Origin of the sequence: Psychroserpens luteolus (genome assembly GCF_021032705.1) — a bacterium.
Taxonomy (GTDB): domain Bacteria; phylum Bacteroidota; class Bacteroidia; order Flavobacteriales; family Flavobacteriaceae; genus Psychroserpens; species Psychroserpens luteolus.
Genome location: NZ_JAHVXI010000003.1, coordinates 199,313 through 217,754 on the forward strand (window position 1 = coordinate 199,313; position 18,442 = coordinate 217,754).

Genomic DNA, 18,442 nt, shown 5'->3' on the forward strand with positions numbered 1-18,442 from the left:
TTGTAACATAACTAAAAAATGGTTAAATTTGCAGCATATAATTCACAACTATGTCCACAAAAACCAAAGCCACTACCGATATGACCTTTGAAGACTTTAAAAACGAAGTCTTAAATGATTATAAAATTGCAACTACGAGTAGAGAGTGCAGTTTATTAGGTCGTCGTGAGGTGCTTACAGGTAAGGCAAAGTTTGGAATTTTTGGTGATGGTAAAGAGGTGCCTCAATTAGCATGGGCTAAAGTATTCAAAAATGGTGATTTCCGTTCTGGATACTATCGTGATCAAACTTTGATGATGGCTATAGATAAGCTAAACATTCAACAGTTTTTTGCTGGTTTGTATGCACACACCTCTATTGAAGCAGATCCAATGAGTGCTGGTCGACAAATGGGTGGTCATTTTGGAACACATAGTCTTGATGACAATGGCGAATGGAAAAACCTTACAGAACAAAAAAATTCTAGTGCAGACATCTCTCCTACTGCTGGTCAAATGCCTAGACTTTTAGGTTTAGCACAAGCTTCAAAAATTTATAGGCATGTCAACGGCATAGATACCACAAAGTTTTCGGTTAAAGGCAATGAAATTGCATGGGGAACTATTGGTAATGCCAGTACAAGTGAAGGTTTATTCTTTGAAACGATTAATGCTGCAGGTGTTTTACAAGTACCAATGGTAATTAGTATTTGGGATGATGAGTATGGCATTTCTGTGCACGCAAAACACCAAACCACAAAAGAAAATATCTCTGAAATCTTAAAAGGATTACAAAGAGACGATGATAATAAAGGTTATGAAATTCTTAAGGTTAATGGTTGGGATTATTCTGCATTAATAGACACTTACCAAAAAGCCGAAAAAATAGCTCGTGAAGAACATGTACCTGTAATGATTCATGTGGTAGAATTAACGCAACCACAGGGACATTCTACTTCGGGTTCTCATGAACGTTATAAGAGCAAAGAACGTTTGGAGTGGGAAGCGCAATATGATTGTGTCGTGCAAATGCGTCAATGGATGGTTAATAACAATATTGCTACCGAAGACGAATTAGATGCCTTAGACAAAGACATAAAGAAAAGTGTAAGAGATGGTAAAAAGGCGGCATGGAACGCATATTTACAGCCTATTTTAGAAGAGCAAGCTCAAGCAATAAATTTAATAGAAACAGTAGCAGAGTCTAGTGCTAATAAAGTGTTTATCTCAAAAATTAGTAATGATCTTAAAGAGATTAAAGAACCTGGTAGAAAAGACGTCTTGTCTGCCGCTCGTAAAACATTGCGCTACCTTGTTGGTGAAGATTCTAACGAAAAAGAAGCTCTTCAAAATTGGATTAACAGTTATATTAAAGAGGTGCAACCTAAATACAGTTCGCATTTACACAGTGAATCTGATTCTTCTGTTCTAAATGCTTCGGAAGTTGAGCCAGCCTATGATAGTGATGCAGAACTCGTAGATGCACGATTAATTTTGAGAAATAACTTTGATGCCATTTTTAATACCTATCCTGAAGCCTTGATATTTGGTGAAGATTCGGGTAATATTGGAGATGTAAATCAAGGCCTTGAAGGTTTACAAGAGAAATATGGCGAACTTAGAGTTGCTGATGCTGGTATTAGAGAAGCAACTATTCTCGGACAAGGGATTGGTATGGCGATGAGAGGTTTGAGACCTATCGCCGAAATTCAGTACTTAGATTACATCCTATATGCACTTCAGATTATGAGTGATGATCTTGCGACCTTACAATACAGAACAAAAGGAAAGCAAAAAGCACCTTTAATTGTTAGAACTCGTGGTCATAGATTAGAAGGTATTTGGCATTCTGGCTCACAACTAGGTGGTATTATAAACCTAGTAAGAGGTATTCATGTTCTCGTACCTAGAAATATGACCAAAGCTGCTGGTTTTTATAATACACTTTTAGAATGTGATGAACCAGCATTGATTATAGAATGTCTGAATGGTTATCGCTTAAAAGAAAAAATGCCAAATAATATTGGTGAGTTCAAAACACCAATTGGTGTAGTAGAGACTGTAAAGGAAGGTACAGATATCACCTTAGTATCTTATGGATCTACGCTTAGAATTGTCGAACAAACGGCCAAAGAATTACTAGAAGTTGGTATTGATGCCGAAGTCATCGATGTGCAATCATTATTACCATTTGACATTAACCACGACATTGTAAAAAGTGTTGCGAAAACTAATCGTTTAATGGTAATCGATGAAGATGTTCCTGGTGGTGCTTCAGCTTATATATTAAATGAAATTGTAAATACTCAAAATGCATTTCAGTATTTAGACAGCCAGCCAAAAACCTTAGCAGCACAGCCACATCGTCCTGCTTATGGAACCGATGGTGATTACTTCTCAAAACCTTCTGCAGAAGATATTTTTGAAGCAGTTTATGACGTGATGCACGAAATGAGCCCTATCGATTTTCCAAAACTCCGATAATAATACTATTTTAGTTTTCTAAATTAGTACAATAGTGTTTCCAGATTTTAACCGTTGGAGTTTACCTTTATTAATTCTTGTATTGCAAGGGTTGCTATTTGCTATTCTGTTACTTTCAAAATATAAGCGTAAAGGAAATGTTTCAGATTTATTTCTTGGTCTTATCTTATTATTAACCTGTTACAGTCAAACCTGTTATACTGTAGGTTTTATGGGATGGTATAATGAGTTTAGAACGACTAAGATTAATTACTTTTTATTAGAGACCACGTTTGCGCTTGGTCCTTTAATTTTCTTTTATGTCAAATCGATAACGACCTCAAAATTTAAATTCAGCAAAAAGGATTGGTGGCACTTCGCTCCTGCTTTTACATTCATTATATACCGATTATCTATCTATACCTACGATGCTTTACAACCCGGTTTTGACGCTGTACAAAATGGCGTTCTAAAATTAAGTCTGGACGAACCTATTGTACTCACAGCGCTTGGATATATTAGTCCGCCTTATATGTTACTCTACCTAGCATTCACATTTCAGTTGTTCTATAATTATAGAAAAAAGATCATGCAATTTTTCTCAAATACGTATAAACTAGAGCTGAATTGGATCTTAAGCTTCCTCGTACTATTTTCATTGGCATTCTTATACAGTACGATTCAATCGGTTGTTGGTAGATATATAGATTTGGGTTATGATGATCGTTGGTGGCTCAATCTATTTGTAGCAATCATCACGTTATACGTTGGAATAAGAGGTTATTTCACAGACACGACCAAACTGAAAAAACTAAGTTTTAGCTTTTCACCCAATCGTGATGCCATTCCGCAAAAGACGGAAGCAAATGAACAAAAAGCTATCTCTCAAACAGACATTGATACTGTAAAAGCTTTAATGGAAATAGATAAAGCTTATCTCAATCCAGAATTAAACCTTTCTGATCTGGCCGAACAAGCACATATGTCGCGTGCACAATTATCAGAAATCATAAATTCTGGATTTCATAAAAACTTCAATGATTTTGTAAATGGCTATCGCGTAGAAGCATTTAAATCGATGCTTAAAGACAATAAACACGAACAGCTATCATTACTTGGAATAGCACAAGAATGTGGTTTTAATAGTAAAGCGACCTTTAATCGTGTATTTAAAAAACTAACCAACTACTCTCCTACCGAATATTTGAAATCCTCACTCAATTAAGACGTCTCAAATCGTATTTAAGACCTGAGAATACCATATAAGTCGCCCAGCGACGCATAATGCTGCACATTTGTATCAACAAACACAAACAAGTTGCATTATGAAAATTATTACGTTATTAACAACACCTTTTACGCAAAAGCATTGGTTCGCAGATGTGCTATTTGCTAGCATTCGTTTTATTTGCGGAATGCTATTGGCTCTCGATTTCGGAGCTTCAAAATTTGGGATGCCTTGGACAGACGAATCACAACACTTAGATCTTTTTGAAGTCGCCGCTTGGTTCCCAGAAGATGTAGCGAGCTACGGCGGAATTTTTGCTATAGCTCCGATATTTTTTGCTTGGATGGGTGCTTTTAGTGAAGCTGTTGGTGGTTTGCTTTTGGCTTTTGGCTTGCAAACCAGATTGGCTTCTTTTCTTATCATGTGTACCATGCTTGTTGCCATATTTATGCAAAAATGGGGACAAGGCACATGGGCAATGCTTCCAGCTATGGGATTCCTTTGGGTTAGCATCTATCACTTGTATTTGGGCTCTGGACGTTTTGGACTCGACTATCTCATCAGTAAAACATTAAAACACAATAACTAATATTAAAAACAACACATCATGACACATTTACACAGACACATTATTACGATTGCTATTACATTAATCACATTAACAGTTGGCGCACAATCTAAAACTTCAATAACTATAGATGAGCTAAACGTATTAGATAACACACAATGGACAGGCGAGCTCATGTATGTCAACTATAGTGACAGTCGTGAGGTAACCCTAAAGACGAAAATGCAGATCCAGATCAAAGGCCATAAGATTTTGATGAGTACCCAATACGACAATGAACCTTCAGCTAATTCAAAAAGTACCATCAAACTGAAAAAGAATGGCGCCTACTTTGGAAATGAAAAGATTATAAAGAAGCATATTTCCGAAGATGGAAAAACAACACTCACCACCTTTTATGAAGGGCGTGACGCCAACAAACCTGCTAAAATTTATAAAACTTATGTCTATGACGGCAATAACTTCTCTGTAACTAAAGAGGTACAGTTTAACGATGGTTCAGAAAAATTTGTACGTAATCGCTATACGTATACTAAACTCTAAGATTATGAAATATATAACGCTTTTAATTATTGGATGTCTCATGTTAGGTTGTGTACAAGACACACATCTAAAAATAGTACACTTCAAAGTAGACATGACCGCAATTGATAATGTCTACAAAGTGGGTATTAGAGGGCCTTTTACCGAGAATCCTTGGCAAGACACCATTTACTTTACCGATACCGACAACGATGGCATTTATGAAGGAACAATCACCAAACAAACAGCCCAAAGTAGTGTGAGCTTTAAATTCGTCAATCGAGATTCTATTTTCGAATTAGAACATCTGAACAACCGACAAATAACCTTTAAATATCAACCAGAAACCATACAATACGAGGCCGTTTTTGATACACCATTGGGAAAGCAGTCTCAAATGAATTAGAAACCAGAACAATTCGTCTTAAAAATCCGTCACACTAGTGATGGATTTTTTATATTTATACGAAACAGATCAGCCCATGCTTTCAAAACAAGATAAAGAACAATTACGAGGTACAATCTTTAGGCATCTTGACGGTATTGTAACTGCAACTTCGGCTTTTGCCTTACACAAAAAAGGAGTGCTTGATTATATGTTAGAGCACAAGAAGGTTGAGCTCGCAACATTAACCTCAAATTTTAATACTAATGAAGGCTATTTAAATGTGGCTTTACGAGTTTTAGCATCTCAAGGCTGGTTAACACAACACATCGACAATAAAAGTGATGTGATCATTTATGAAACAAATGCATTGAGCGCACAAGCTTTTCAATTAGTTCCACATTATGAAGAAGCTGTGAATTTGTTGCGCTATTCTGTTCGATTTCCAGAAGAACGTATTGGTGCTGATGCCTTTAGTGCCTTAGAAAAAGTATTTCAATCCTATGAACGTAAATTCAATATAGATAGTTCCGATGATACTTCCGTAGCCTACCAAATCCTAAAGCATATCGAAGGCTGTATCGTTGGGCCAATTATTGTACTATTAGGTGTAAATGGTTTATTTCACAAATATTTTATGGAGGCTTCATTTACTGCTGAAGAATATCATAAAGATCCTGAAAGCTTTAAAAAGATACTCGATTTCTTTGCACATTTAGGTTGGTTCAATAAAAAGAAAAATACCTATCAATTTACAGATGAAGGCTTGTTCTATGCCAAACGTGCTAGCGCTTATGGTGTGACAGTTTCCTATTTACCAACGCTTATCCATTTGGATGAGTTGATCTTCGGAAATGCAAACATCTTGAAAACTGAGTCGCCAGATGATACCGAAAAGCACGTACATCGTGAAATGAATGTTTGGGGAAGTGGTGGCGCGCATTCGACCTATTTTAAGGTGATAGATGAAGTCATCATCAAACTCTTTAACAAGCCTATAGACGAACAACCTAAAGGAATTTTGGATATGGGTTGTGGTAATGGTGCGTTTATTCAGCATATTTTCGATGTTATAGAATATCAGACGATAAGAGGAAAAATGTTAGATGAGTATCCTTTACTTTTGGTTGGAGCCGATTTTAACCAAGCCGCCTTAAAAGTGACTCGTGCCAATTTGATAAAAGCTGATATTTGGGCAAAAGTAATTTGGGGTGATATTGGTCGGCCAGATATATTAGCTCGCGATTTAAAAGAAGATTACAATATAGATTTAAAAGACTTACTCAATGTGCGTACATTTTTAGATCACAATCGTATATGGGAAACACCAAAGTCTGTAACAGACCGAGTTAGTAAGTCTACTGGAGCTTATGCAACCTTAGGGCAACGCATTAATAACAACCAAGTGGAATATTCACTTTTAGAACATTTGACCAAATGGAAACCTTATGTGGAGCGCTTTGGCTTGTTAATGATCGAATTGCATACCGTCAAACCAAGTTTGGTCGCCAAGCATATTGGTAAAACCGCAGCAACAGCGTATGATGCCACGCATGGTTATAGCGATCAATACATCTTGGAAGTTGATGTGTTTAATGCGATTGCAAAAGAAGCCGGATTACCTCCAGATCCGAATTATTTTTCTAAATTTCCAAATAATGACTTGGCAACCGTAAGTGTCAATCTTTTAAAAGGTAACTAACTTAACTCTATCTGACATGAAAAAAAACTATACAGATTTAGCATTATTGGTATTGCGATTGGGTTTTGGCGGATTTATGCTCACCCATGGTATTCCGAAATTTAATTATTTGTCAAATCCTGCTGAATTCCCAGATCCCATTCATCTTGGACCAACCCTATCATTGCTGTTATGTTTAATTGGTGAAGTTATAGCACCATTGCTTCTTATTGTTGGTTTTAAAACCAAATGGGCTGCCATACCAGCGGCACTCACCATGATGGTTGCGGCTTTTGTGGTTCACGCTAAAGATGATCTGGCAACAAAAGAGCATGCATTATTATACCTGTTTGCCTTTATCGCGCTATTTTTGGCTGGCGCAGGTAAGTACTCATTAGACGGATTAAAAAAATAATGGAAAAAGAAAACACACTTATTACAAGAGATTGGTTGGCCATAGAGCGAACCAAACTTGCCAACGAACGCACTTTTTTGGCGTATTTTAGAACATTCCTAGTCTTTTTGGGAACAGGCGTTACGATTCTGAAACTTGAGTTTTTTTCAGATTTAAAATCTTATGGTGTCATACTAATTATTGTGTCTGCCGTTTTATTATTTATAGGCATCTACAGGTTACTTAGAGTGAGAAAAGCCATACGACAACATTATAATTTGTAATTAATAGTGTATAAATCTTAGTGTGGCGTAATTATTGTATTTTCGTCTGCTGTGTTTTCTAAACTATTGAAAACAACTGTACTAAATTCAATGTATCTTAAATTATGAAAAAAATTATTCTATTAGCCTTGATGGTCATTCCAATGCTAAGCTTTGCTCAAAAGATCAAAGTAAAAAAAGGCACTGTAACTTTTGATGGTAAAGCTGTTGCCAAAGTAAATACAGAGCTTCGTGACAACTACTTATTCTCAACATTATCTGGAGAAAAGGCCTTTGATGTTGTGTTTAAAGGCTTATCGGCTTCGAATACCGAAGGCTTTCAATGGCTGGAATTAACGTCTGCTAGCGGACAAAAAACCGAAATTCCTTATGAGGTGTTAATGACGTCTTTTAGTCCGACAAAACTCATCATCAAACTCTTAAGTGCTAAATATGGGTTAATCACTTCCGATGGTATTGATATGGCACAGGTAGACGAGTTTTTTGCTCAAGAGCGTGAAGTACTTAGCGACAAATACATGAAGAATGTCGTATCTGCCAAAGCCGATCAAGCCGAACGTAAAGCCAAAATTGGTCGTTACAATGCGTTTGTAAAAGATGATGGGACTATCGTTTTTGGAGGTTCTACTGGCACGAGAATTATGGGTCGTGTGGTCTACGGAAATAATGCCTACAGTGTTATTGATCTCGATGGTATAACCGTTGGAACAGCAACGGGATGCTCGACTTGCACAACCGTAAAAGCCAAGACCTTTACCGATGAAGAATTTGAATTTGACTATGGCTCAAGAACCATGATGACTGGACGCTTTTCCAGATCGTTCGGACAACTATTTGTGGAGGAGCTCTTGGGACGCGACTATAAATTAGGACGTGAAGCCAAAGCCTATAAAGCACGTTTACATAAAGAAAAGGTGAAAGTCGCTAAAGAAAATAGCGTGAACCTTTATGGTGTTCCGGGATCTGTAACCGATAAAGACGGAAAAACATATACAGGAATCGTTTATGTCATCTTCGAAAAACTACAACTTGATCCTGCTCAGCAAGAAAGTGATCTCTACGATATGAACTCTATTGATAAATTTGGAAAGTTTGTAAGTGTAAAGTACAAAAATGACAAAGGACGACCACGTACTAAGAAATTTGCAGCTAGAAATAATATCAAATTTTGTGCTACAGACGACGATGAAGAGAAATGTTTTTATGGTATGAAAACCAAAGGAAATGCACTTAAAAAATTATCAAACGCTGGGAATTTAGGCTTTGATAACTCGTATTTCTATGAGGTAATTTATGAATCTAAAGGTCATATGGTCTTATCAAAACCAGGAGAAGCCGATACTTACGTTTTAAAGTTTGCTGATAAGAAGGTAGGTTTTATGATTGACGAGCGTAAAAACGAAAAGATCTCTGCAGCTTTAGCGAAGTTTATTGACAACTGTGCTGCACTAGGTGACGATTTAAAGAACAATGAGTTTGATTTGAGCAATCTAAGCAACTTAAAAACCATTATTGACGAATATGGTGATTGTAAATAGATACATCTCACAGATAAAGTAAAAAAGGCTACCAGTTTGGTAGCCTTTTTTAGTATCTTGACCAAAGAAACCAACAAGCCAAAACTCACATCATGAAAGCTGTTTCTGTAGTAACGATACGAAAAGAACTCAAGCACAAATCCAATGAAGAATTAGCCGAACTATGTTTGCGTTTGTCACGCTTTAAAAAAGAAAATAAGGAACTCCTCACCTATTTATTGTTTGAAGCCGACAGTGAAGCTGGTTATATTGAAACCGTTAAAGCCGAAATAGACGAGCAATTTGAATTTATCAATACTGACAGTTATTTCTATATTAAAAAAAGTGTTCGTAAGATCTTACGCCATACTAAAAAGTATATCAGGTATTCGTTAAATAAAGAAACTGAAGTAGAGCTCCTCCTCTATTTTTGTAGGACCCTCAAAACCATGCGACCGTCGATAACACGCAATACCACCTTAACCAATATTTATGAGCGCAATATAGAAGCGATAAAGAAAAAGATTGTGAACCTCCATGAAGATTTACAATACGACTATAGGATTGTATTAGAGGAGATTGAAAATTTGTAATCGAGAACAAAAGGTCACGTTTACGGGACTATAGACCCCAAAAACGCGCATATTTATCTCTATATAACTAGTTGTACACAAGCTCTGAAAAGTCAACCGCACAGTCAAGCACATTTCATTTTTCTCGTGCCTCACAAAATAAAAACAGCTTGCCTTTCCCCTACGCTGATTGATATTGAATGATAATTTTTATACTCATTTAGTGAGTATTTAAGAATTGTTGACTACATTAGTTGACTGAATAAAAGTATTCAAAATCAACCGAATAAAAGAGGTTTTAGAACAAAAAGGAATAAAGCAAATTTGGTTGGCTGAACAATTGGGAAAGAGTTACAATATGGTACATTCTTATGCTCAAAACAAAAGACAACCGAGTTTGGAAGACTTATACAAGATTGCGGAAATCTTAAATGTGGAAGTCAAAGACTTACTAATTGAAAGAAAAAATAATGGCTAAAAAAATACAATCAATAGAACCAAATATTGCAGATTTAGCAAACGGATGGCTAAAATCATATAAACTAGACTACAAACTTGAACAAGAGTCTTTAAATACAGAGATTGACAAAGCTCTTTCTGATTATTTCACTAAAAATGGAGGAACAGGAGCAAATAGACCTGATGCCAAAGTTTTACTTCAAGACAAAAACCTAGACTTCTTCCCTATTCTAATTGAATACAAAGGATATAAAGATAAACTCGTAAAACTTGATAAAGACGGACAAGTTGAAAATAGAACTTCTAAGAATGAACCACACTTTAAAAACATCAACTCGTATGCCGTAAATGGGGCAGTTCATTACGCAAACGCCTTGCTTCATCATACAAGCTACACTGATATTATCGCTATCGGAATGACAGGACATAAGGATGAGACAGGAAAAATCCATCACGAAATTGGTGTTTACTATGTGTCAAAAAACAATTTAGGAGCAGGACAAAAAATTGGCGATTATACTGACTTTTCATTTTTAGCACCAAATAATTTTGATGCTTTTATTGAGTCTGTAAAAACACTTCAAATATCTCAGGAAGAACTTGACAAATTAAAAGACCAACGAGAAAGAGAAATTGACCAAAGTCTTGTAAAACTTAATAACGACATTTATCAGAACGAAAAAGGTTTAGGAGAAAATGACCGTGTATATTTGGTTGCTGCTTCAATTATTGCAACGCTTGGTATTCCAGGTAAAGTTTCACCACTAGAAAAATCAGATTTAAAATCTTCAACCGAGAGAGGTTATAGAGATGGCGATTTAATGATTAAAAAAATTGAATCTTTTTTGAGCCATAAAGAACTTCCAGAAGAGAAAATGCAACTTATTGTCAGAACATTATCTAACACACTTTTAACTAATAACATAAACAAAGTTGTAGATGGAGAAAGTCAATTAAAAAGAGTGTTTTGTAAAATTGTAGATGACCTAGGTATCTATTACAAAATTGGATTAACAACAGATTTCACCGGTAAGTTATTTAACGAAATGTACGGTTGGCTAGGTTTCTCACAAGACAAGTTAAATGACGTTGTATTAACACCTTCTTACGTTGCCACACTTTTAGTCAAATTAGCAAGAGTAAACAAAGACTCTTATGTTTGGGATTTTGCTACAGGTTCTGCAGGATTGCTGGTTGCTGCAATGAATGAAATGTTGATAGATGCAAAAAACTCTATCCAATCACCAGATGAACTTATCACAAAAGAAGCTCAAATAAAAGCGGAACAATTACTCGGTTTAGAATTACTTTCGAGTGTTTATATGTTAGCCATTCTCAATATGATTTTAATGGGTGATGGTAGTTCAAATATTCTGAACACCGACTCAATGAAAGATTTTGATGGTAAATATGGATTTGGAAAAACTGACACCAAATTCCCTGCTGATGCCTTTATATTAAACCCGCCCTATTCAGCATCGGGTAATGGGATGAATTTTGTTGAGAAAGCTTTAGATATGATGAATAAAGGTTATGCAGCAATTATTATTCAAAATTCAGCTGGTAAAGGTAAAGCAATTGATTACAATAAAAGAATTCTTTCCAAGCATACACTTTTAGCAAGTATCAAAATGCCAATTGATTTATTTATAGGCAAATCAAGTGTTCAGACAAATATTTACGTTTTTAAAGTAAATGAGAAACATCATAAAGATGAAATGGTTAAGTTCATTGACTTCTCTAATGATGGATACACTAGAGCAAACCGAAAAAAAGCAAATAACAATTTAAAAGATACTGACCAAGCAAAAGAACGTTACCAAGAGATTGTGGACTTAGTTCGTTTTGGAAAAAGCAAATTAAATATTCTGTCAGAAAAAGAATATTATGAAAATACAATAGACCCTAAAAATGGTGCAGACTGGAATCAATCAACACCGATTGATACAAAACCAAATTTGCAAGATTTTAATAAAACCGTAAGCGATTACTTAGCGTGGGAAATTGGTACTATCTTAAAACAAAGTACAGTAGATGAAGAATTGGGAAAGCACTAACCCCACTCAATGACAAATTGAAAAACATTGAGTGGGGAAAATATAAATTTGATAAATTATTCAAAATATGTAAAGTAAGTAATAAACTTTCAAAATCAGATTTAGTAAGTAATGCAAAAATTCCCGTGTTTTCCTCAGAGTCTACTAATAATGGAATAATTGGATATACTGATAAGAAAGCTGAATTTATTATAAGTTCTGAAATTCCATACTATATTGTTTTTGGAGACCATACTCGTACTTTCAATATAGCAATACAAGACTTTTGTGTAGCTGATAATGTAAAGGTATTACAACCTCTATCATCTTATTCAAAAAATGAATTACTTTTTATCATATCGTCTTGGAAAAAATGTGTTCCAGACAAAGGCTATTCAAGGCATTGGAGCGTAGCTAAGAAAGTCTATTTTCAATTACCTACTAAAGACGACAAAATAGACTTTGATTTTATGGGGCGTTTTGTGGCAGAAATAGAAAATAAAACTAACCTAAAGTTAGAAAACTATATTTCAGATAATGGGTTAAGTGATTGTCACTTAACGGAACTGGAAAAGAGAACTTTAAATAAATATGAAAATATTGAGTGGAGAGAATTTAAAATGAGTTTTCTTTTCCAAAGAATAAAAACTATTAAGTTGCCTTATAAAGCCAAAGATTTACCAAATCAACAATCGGGTAATCATTCACTTCCTTGTCTCACCTCTAGTTTCAATAACCAAGGTTTAAACTATTATGCGCCAAGAGAAGGCGCAACTGTTCTGAAGAATGTTATTTCTATACCTTCAAACAGTGATGTTTATCGAGCTTATTTCCAATCAAATGAATTTACAGTTTTGTCTGATGCTTATGCAATTGAATGGGTTTTTAATGAAGATGGATTAAAGCCAAATCAGTACTTGTTTGCAGTCCAATGCATTAACAAGGTTACTGATTTACCGATATATTCATACAAAAATAAATTAGGAGGCTGGAATGTAGCAAAAGACAAATACATTCAATTACCTGCTAAAAATAGCAAACCAGATTATGAAATAATGGAAAATCTAATTTCAGCAATTAAAAAACTAGTGATAAAAAATGTAGTCTTACACGTTGAGAATAAGAAGAAGGAATTAAACAAACAGACTGAAAATGCCAACGCTTAAAGGAAGAAAATGAATAAATTAGAGGTCAGATATAATCCGAAAAGTTAATGAGTAAAATCCGCTACTTTTCATATACGAGACCGTTGGGAGTAATGCCTACTAATCTAACAAAGAAATACGTTATAAGAGTTATTTGAATGAAAATACATGAAAAATATACCGAAGCTTTAAAATCATTTACTGATTTTGCAACAGTTCATGAATGGGCTCAAAGAGTTGGTGAGCTTTATCCTAATCTATTGGAAAAGGCTGAAAAAGAAGCTCAAGCACAAAAACAAGATACTACAGGTTTACGCGAAATAGCTGCTAGAATATCTTCTAGATTATCCTCTGGAAACTTTAACAATGTAGTAATTGATGATAGCGAACGACCAAGAAAAGTCAAATATTTGACAAAGGAGGAACAGCAGAGTAATCAAGAGAAAGAATTAAGTGAAGATATTGAGCCAATTACTCGATTCGAAATAATTAATCAGGCAAAAGATAAATTAAAGATTCAAGAAATTTATCGATTTGATGAATTCAAAAATATTCAAAAGGCGTTTAAGGATTTTTTTGGATTAGACTTTGATCTTGACCATGCTCAAGCACTATTAAATCCTGAAAATCGAGGAAGTCATCATCCAAATAACATTCAATTATTGCTTAAATATCATAATGGTAAAAAAAGTAACAAATCTTGGAAACGCTTCAATTTCAATGAACAAAAAGATTACATAATGGATGCAATAAAACTTCAAAGCAATGTAGCTCAAAGTTTTCAGTTAGAACTAAATAAAGAAATTCTAAACCAGCTTTTAGATAGATTAAAATCTATTTATGATTAAATATAATGAACATGAAATTTGCGCGTACTCCCAACAACGTGTATAACTAATTGCTAGTTATAGCCTACTCGGACACGAGCGTAGCGAACTGGCGCAAGCAAAATCCTACAGATTTTCCTAATGATTCGTTCCTTTTTACTAACTTAGTTCTAACCAACGCAACTGAACCATACACGAACACGTTAGTCATAATTATTACGAATGAAAAATTACGATGAATTTTCTAATATTGAATTTGAAAAATTGTGCGAATCTCAAAACGTTTTTAAATCAGAATATGATTTGGATTCATATTCCTATTGGTTTTATGATCAAGAATCTGAGCTGTTAAGGCTATACAATAGTGATGAGGATGAAGTATTCTTTAAATACGTACCAGTTGGGACTTATTCGCTGAAATCCAATACTTGGATGTGGAGCTGGGAAAATGAGCATTCAATTGAAAAAAGCAAAAACGAAACTTTACAGGTAAAATCATTCGGAGAAATCCATAATTATCAAAAACTCACAAAAGGATTAATAGAATGTGATAAAGACGAGTGCTGGGAATTTGTTGCAATTGCTAAAAAATTTATAAAAAGTTTGGGAGCATACTGTACTGACTCAAAGGATTTATTGACCTATAAATTGTTGACCCACGAATATTCAGAAACAGATTCAACCGCAGTAAAAAAAATGAAACAAAGAACTGTGGATTGTGGAAATCATGGTTTTAAAAGACCTGCTTTCGTATGTCAACATTTAAACTTAAAAAAAGCTAATGGCTTTGAAGAATCTTTTACAACGTATAGAGGAATGGAATTGGATGAAGAAGATGATTTCGCGGCTTGGTGTAATGAATGTGAGAAAGTAAGGGTTGAAAAAGATGGTTGGAATGAAGAATCTGAAAAATTCGCAAAAATTAAATTAGTGTGTGAAGAGTGCTACTTTGAATTAAAAGAATTTAATAAAAAATAAAACTATGGTCAACAACGTGTATAATTAATTACTAATCCTGCTTGCACTCAGACACGAGCGTAGCGAACTGGTGCAAGCAAAATCCTACGGATTTTCCTCAGGTTCGTTTTCTTTTGCTAACTTAGTTCCAACCAACGCAACGAGTTATCCACAAACACGTTGTAGCACAATTATTAGGAATGAAAAATCTTCTACTAATATTACTAATTTCAAACTTAGGGTTTAGTCAATCTTCAATAACTCAAAAGGATATTGAGATTTGCACTCAATTGACTTTATTAAATGTCAGCAAAGAGGATGATGTAAATTTTAAAAAACATTTAAAAACAATTGCAGATAAAGCCAAAGAGTTCAAAATTGATTATGAATATGATTGGTTAACTTATAAAACAGAAAAGGGAGAATATTTGATTGTTAATTTTAGTGATGACCTAAAAAGCATACTAACATTAAGTGATTATCGAAAAGTGTTTACAATAGCTAATTCTGGTCAAGCATTTAACAAAGCTATAAGTGAAATTTCAATGCTTGATGTCAATGTCAAGTTCAACTATGTAAAAGAAATGATTCTTCCTTGGAGTACAGTTTCCGAAATGTCAGTTTCTGAATTTCCTTATGCCGAGATGATTGAATTTAAAATCAGTTCACAGTCATTTAATAAGATTGATAAGGTTTTAAGACAACTTTCAAAATTACTCAAAGATAGCAACTACCCTTTTCCGCTTGAAACGAGCAGAGGAGCTATTGGAGCATATGGAAAAATAACTTTAGTTTGGTTTTATGATGACACAGATAATTTCAATGGTATGGATACTCCAAAGGGTTGGATGAAAAACAAAGGAAAACTGAAAGAATACAACTCTCTTTTGAATGAATTCTTAACTCTTACAGATAAAAGAAAAAATTATAAGTTAAGTTATGTAAAAGAACTTAGTAACTAGCTAATAAAAGTGTACAACAACGTGTATAGCCAATTGCTCATTCAACTTGCACTCGAATACAAGCGTAGCGAACTAGCGCAAGCAAGAGAAAATTGAGCAATATAAATTTGAAAAACTATGGACACGAATATCTTACCTCATCACCAACGTGCAATCAATAACCTTGTGAAAGAATATCAAGACGATGAGCGGTTTGAGGCTTTAATCATTGGTGGTTCAGTTGCCAAAGGATACGCGAGATCTGATTCAGATATTGATTTTATGGTGGTTGCCTCAGATGAAGAATTTAAAAACCAACAAAAAGCAGGAGACTTTTTTATCAACCGAACAGACTTAACAGATTATCCAGGTGGCTTTGTGGATGGAAAAGTCATCGACATGCATTACCTCAGGCAAGTCGTTGACAGAGGAAATGAACCCACCCGATCGGCATTTGATCACGCAATCATAGCCTTTTCAAAAGTAGATGACCTAGCTAGTATCATCCATTCTATCCAACAATACCCTGAAGCCGATCGTGATCAAAAAATGCGAAAATTCTATTCAATGACCTTTATTCAGAATTGGCTAATGGGTGAAGCAGAACGACATGGCAACATTTATACGAAAAGCCGCGCAGCATCACAACTTGTGCTGTTTGCCGGGAGGTTGATTCTCACATACAATCGTGTGTTTTTCCCATATCATAAGTGGTTTTACGAATATTTGTCAAAATGTAATGACAAACCCAAAAACCTGATCAAAGAAATGAATCAGGTTTTAAACCAACCTACTGCGGAAAATGCTAATAGACTGTTCGAAAACGTCCGAGGATTTAGAGATTGGAATGTAACTGATATTGAAGCTTTTCATTGGTTTATGGAAGATGTAGAATGGTCCTGGAGAAATAATAAACCACCCCTTGAGGATTGGTAGTACATAAGAAAAAGAGAATTTGAAATGAAACGAAGTATAGAGAAAGATAACGAAGTGCCAACAACATATAACCCAATAACTGACGATTACACGAACACGTTATGTCTAATTAGAAGAAAATGAGTAAAAAATACATAATATTCGCATTTACTCTTTTTTTCCTTCTTTTATTTGACTGCTCACAGAAGAAAAAAGAACCTTTAGTACAAAAGTCGACTTTAATTGTGGATAAAATAGATTCTGTGGGAAACAAATTTATCCGAGATGGAAAAGTAATGGGTTTTTCCATAGCTGTTGTAAAAGATAATAAAACGCTATATAATAACAGTTTTGGATTTATTGACTCGTTAAAAACAATTTCAACTAACAATGATCATTATTTTTTAATGGCTTCAATTTCTAAGTTAGTAGGATCCACTCTAGTTATGAAACTTGTTGAGGAAGGGATTTTGGACTTGGATGATTCTCTCTCTGATGTATTACCAGATTTTCCAAATAAAGAACAAGCAAGCAAAATAAAACTCCGACATTTAATCTCAATGACTTCAGGTCTTAAAGAGTATGCGTCAACGCTCGATAGTATTTATGTCGCTACAGGTAAAAGTCCGACTAAAGAAGACTACTATAACTTTTTTGATTCGCAAGAATTAGAATTCGAACCTGGAGCATATTATAAGTACGTGAACTCTGGTTTTGTACTAATGGCTATGATAGTAGAAAGAGCTACAAAAATGCCATTTCAAAATAGTATTGATCGAATTATCAATGAACCCTCAGGTTTTAATATTGAGCTGATTTCATCTTACATTGATAATCCAAAAATGAGTAATCATTTTGAGTTAATAGATGACGTAATTAGGAAAAGAAAACACTGGCCCTGGATTAAAGGTGATGGCGGAATGACTAATACAGCAATTGATTTGGCTTATTTTCCTGAAAAATGGATGAATGGCTCTATTATATCACAAAATTCTTTTAAACAAATGATTAGCCCTACAAAGCTAAGTTCTGGATTTTCTTCTGAATATGGCTTGGGTGTGAAAAATGGAAGCTTTGAAGGAGTTAAAATGTTTGGTCATTCTGGAGGAGATAAAACAACTTACAGTATGATGTTTCATTTTCCCGAAGTAAAAACTACTATTGTCACAATGGTAAATACTAACAATACACCTTCCAATGCAAGGCAAATATTCTCTGAAGTTGCATTAATTGTGCTAGATAAGAAAAAACCTAACCATAAATTAAAGCCATTAAAGAATGAGGATCTCTCCAATCTAGCAGGAAGTTATCTCAGTCCTGGAGATAAAAAAAATAAAACTGCATTTATAATTTATAATGAACAAGATCAATATCTATATTATACTTTTGACAAAATTATAGAAAATGGGGAAAAAATGTACAACTTAGGAAACGGTGAGTTTTGGATCGAGAGGTGGCCTTTTGATAGAATCCATTTTGTAAAAAATGATACTAATAAAATTGTGGCATTAAAAGAGTTTTACGGAGGGTATATGTCTCAATTAAAATTAAAGATTGATTAACTAGCCGT

General features: G+C 34.5%; 18 protein-coding genes. All 18 read left to right on the forward strand.

Annotation, left to right across the window (positions count from 1 at the left end):
• Positions 1 to 50 precede the first annotated feature (50 nt).
• The 18 genes from KWG70_RS09725 (at position 51) to KWG70_RS09810 (ending at position 18,434) form a co-directional block, all read left to right on the forward strand.
• Positions 51 to 2,462, forward strand: a complete 2,412-nt coding sequence (locus KWG70_RS09725) for an alpha-ketoacid dehydrogenase subunit alpha/beta (protein WP_230935825.1) — start codon at positions 51 to 53, stop codon at positions 2,460 to 2,462.
• A 34-nt stretch (positions 2,463 to 2,496) separates the two neighbouring features.
• Complete coding sequence (locus tag KWG70_RS09730) at positions 2,497 to 3,666, forward strand: helix-turn-helix domain-containing protein (RefSeq protein WP_230935826.1); 1,170 nt, start codon at positions 2,497 to 2,499, stop codon at positions 3,664 to 3,666.
• Positions 3,667 to 3,766: 100 nt separating this feature from the next.
• The gene (locus tag KWG70_RS09735; RefSeq protein ID WP_230935827.1) at positions 3,767 to 4,258 is read left to right on the forward strand and encodes a DoxX family protein; all 492 of its coding nucleotides are present in this window, start codon (positions 3,767 to 3,769) and stop codon (positions 4,256 to 4,258) included.
• Between the two features lie 18 nt (positions 4,259 to 4,276).
• A complete protein-coding gene (locus tag KWG70_RS09740) occupies positions 4,277 to 4,780 on the forward strand; it encodes a hypothetical protein (protein WP_230935828.1) in 504 nt (167 codons plus the stop codon).
• 4 nt (positions 4,781 to 4,784) lie between these two features.
• Positions 4,785 to 5,165 (forward strand): CBM20 domain-containing protein, encoded by a 381-nt coding sequence (locus tag KWG70_RS09745; RefSeq protein WP_230935829.1) that lies wholly within the window; start codon positions 4,785 to 4,787, stop codon positions 5,163 to 5,165.
• Positions 5,166 to 5,205: 40 nt separating this feature from the next.
• On the forward strand, positions 5,206 to 6,846 hold the full coding sequence (locus tag KWG70_RS09750) for a class I SAM-dependent methyltransferase (protein ID WP_230935830.1): 1,641 nt from the start codon (positions 5,206 to 5,208) through the stop codon (positions 6,844 to 6,846).
• A gap of 16 nt (positions 6,847 to 6,862) precedes the next feature.
• The gene (locus KWG70_RS09755) at positions 6,863 to 7,240 is read left to right on the forward strand and encodes a DoxX family protein (protein WP_230935831.1); all 378 of its coding nucleotides are present in this window, start codon (positions 6,863 to 6,865) and stop codon (positions 7,238 to 7,240) included.
• Positions 7,240 to 7,503 carry a DUF202 domain-containing protein gene (locus tag KWG70_RS09760; RefSeq protein WP_230935832.1) on the forward strand — a complete coding sequence of 88 codons (264 nt, stop codon included), beginning with the start codon at positions 7,240 to 7,242 and terminating at the stop codon, positions 7,501 to 7,503. The genes KWG70_RS09755 and KWG70_RS09760 overlap by 1 nt, the downstream gene beginning before the upstream one ends.
• Positions 7,504 to 7,607: 104 nt before the next feature.
• Positions 7,608 to 9,041 carry a hypothetical protein gene (locus KWG70_RS09765; protein WP_230935833.1) on the forward strand — a complete coding sequence of 478 codons (1,434 nt, stop codon included), beginning with the start codon at positions 7,608 to 7,610 and terminating at the stop codon, positions 9,039 to 9,041.
• 92 nt (positions 9,042 to 9,133) lie between these two features.
• Positions 9,134 to 9,613 (forward strand): hypothetical protein, encoded by a 480-nt coding sequence (locus KWG70_RS09770; RefSeq protein WP_230935834.1) that lies wholly within the window; start codon positions 9,134 to 9,136, stop codon positions 9,611 to 9,613.
• A gap of 256 nt (positions 9,614 to 9,869) precedes the next feature.
• The gene (locus tag KWG70_RS09775) at positions 9,870 to 10,070 is read left to right on the forward strand and encodes a helix-turn-helix domain-containing protein (protein ID WP_230936067.1); all 201 of its coding nucleotides are present in this window, start codon (positions 9,870 to 9,872) and stop codon (positions 10,068 to 10,070) included.
• A complete protein-coding gene (locus tag KWG70_RS09780; protein WP_230935835.1) occupies positions 10,048 to 12,108 on the forward strand; it encodes an HsdM family class I SAM-dependent methyltransferase in 2,061 nt (686 codons plus the stop codon). The genes KWG70_RS09775 and KWG70_RS09780 overlap by 23 nt, the downstream gene beginning before the upstream one ends.
• 17 nt (positions 12,109 to 12,125) lie before the next feature.
• Entirely contained in the window at positions 12,126 to 13,253 is a 1,128-nt protein-coding gene (locus tag KWG70_RS09785) for a restriction endonuclease subunit S (protein WP_230935836.1), read from the forward strand.
• Positions 13,254 to 13,390: 137 nt separating this feature from the next.
• Positions 13,391 to 14,080, forward strand: coding sequence for a hypothetical protein (locus KWG70_RS09790; protein ID WP_230935837.1), 690 nt, complete (start codon positions 13,391 to 13,393; stop codon positions 14,078 to 14,080).
• Positions 14,081 to 14,281: 201 nt separating this feature from the next.
• Positions 14,282 to 15,037 (forward strand): DUF6882 domain-containing protein, encoded by a 756-nt coding sequence (locus tag KWG70_RS09795; protein WP_230935838.1) that lies wholly within the window; start codon positions 14,282 to 14,284, stop codon positions 15,035 to 15,037.
• A 179-nt stretch (positions 15,038 to 15,216) separates the two neighbouring features.
• Positions 15,217 to 15,978, forward strand: coding sequence for a hypothetical protein (locus tag KWG70_RS09800; RefSeq protein ID WP_230935839.1), 762 nt, complete (start codon positions 15,217 to 15,219; stop codon positions 15,976 to 15,978).
• 117 nt (positions 15,979 to 16,095) lie between these two features.
• Positions 16,096 to 16,893 carry a nucleotidyltransferase family protein gene (locus KWG70_RS09805; protein ID WP_230935840.1) on the forward strand — a complete coding sequence of 266 codons (798 nt, stop codon included), beginning with the start codon at positions 16,096 to 16,098 and terminating at the stop codon, positions 16,891 to 16,893.
• Positions 16,894 to 17,135: 242 nt separating this feature from the next.
• Positions 17,136 to 18,434 carry a serine hydrolase domain-containing protein gene (locus KWG70_RS09810; RefSeq protein WP_230935841.1) on the forward strand — a complete coding sequence of 433 codons (1,299 nt, stop codon included), beginning with the start codon at positions 17,136 to 17,138 and terminating at the stop codon, positions 18,432 to 18,434.
• The last annotated feature ends 8 nt before the right edge of the window (positions 18,435 to 18,442 follow it).